This is a genomic window from Bradyrhizobium sp. STM 3809 (assembly GCF_000239795.1).
Lineage (GTDB): Bacteria > Pseudomonadota > Alphaproteobacteria > Rhizobiales > Xanthobacteraceae > Bradyrhizobium.
Window position 1 is genome coordinate 1 of sequence record NZ_CAFJ01000337.1, and the last position, 603, is coordinate 603.

1 protein-coding gene is annotated in these 603 nt (G+C 69.3%); it reads right to left on the bottom strand.

The window, feature by feature from the left end:
- Window position 1: 1 nt before the first annotated feature.
- Window positions 2-603, bottom strand: a 602-nt coding sequence (locus BRAS3809_RS18520) for an HAD-IA family hydrolase (RefSeq protein WP_035656764.1), incomplete at its 5' end; no start/stop codon positions are given.

Consider the following 603-nt stretch of genomic DNA (forward strand, 5'->3'; position numbering starts at 1 on the left):
GTCAGGCGTCCGCGACCAGCCGTTCCACGATTTCCTCCATCCGCGTGAACACCAGCTCCGGCGCGCGGTCGCGCAGCGCCTTCTCGGCGGCATAGCCCCATGTCACCGCGCCAAAGGCGATGCCGGCGGCGCGGGCGGCCTCGATGTCGCGGGTCTCGTCGCCGATGGCGATGACCTCGGCGGGAGCGGCGCCGGCGCGCTTCACCACGCGCCTGAACTTCTTGGCCTTGCCATAGAGCGAGGCCGAGCAGTCGAAGTCGCAGAACAGCGCGGCCGAGGCCCCGAGCTTCTGGCGCGCATTGGCCTCGGTGTCGGACGAGACCAGCGCAAGGCGGACGCCCGCGCCGTAGAGCGTCGAAAGCATCGTCTCGACGCCGGCGAACAGCGGGATGCTGGCGGCCTGCTCGGTCTTGAGCTTGCGGATGTGCCGAGCGATCAGCGGCAGCTTCCAGCGGGCGACGCCGAGATGGTTCAACACCTCGGCGGTCGAGGAATGGCGCAGCAGCTCGACATCCTCGTCGATCACGGGCCGGAAGCGATAGCGCGCCGCCACGATGTTCACGTTGCGCCGAAACCAGGGAAGGCTGTCGGCGAGGGTGCCGT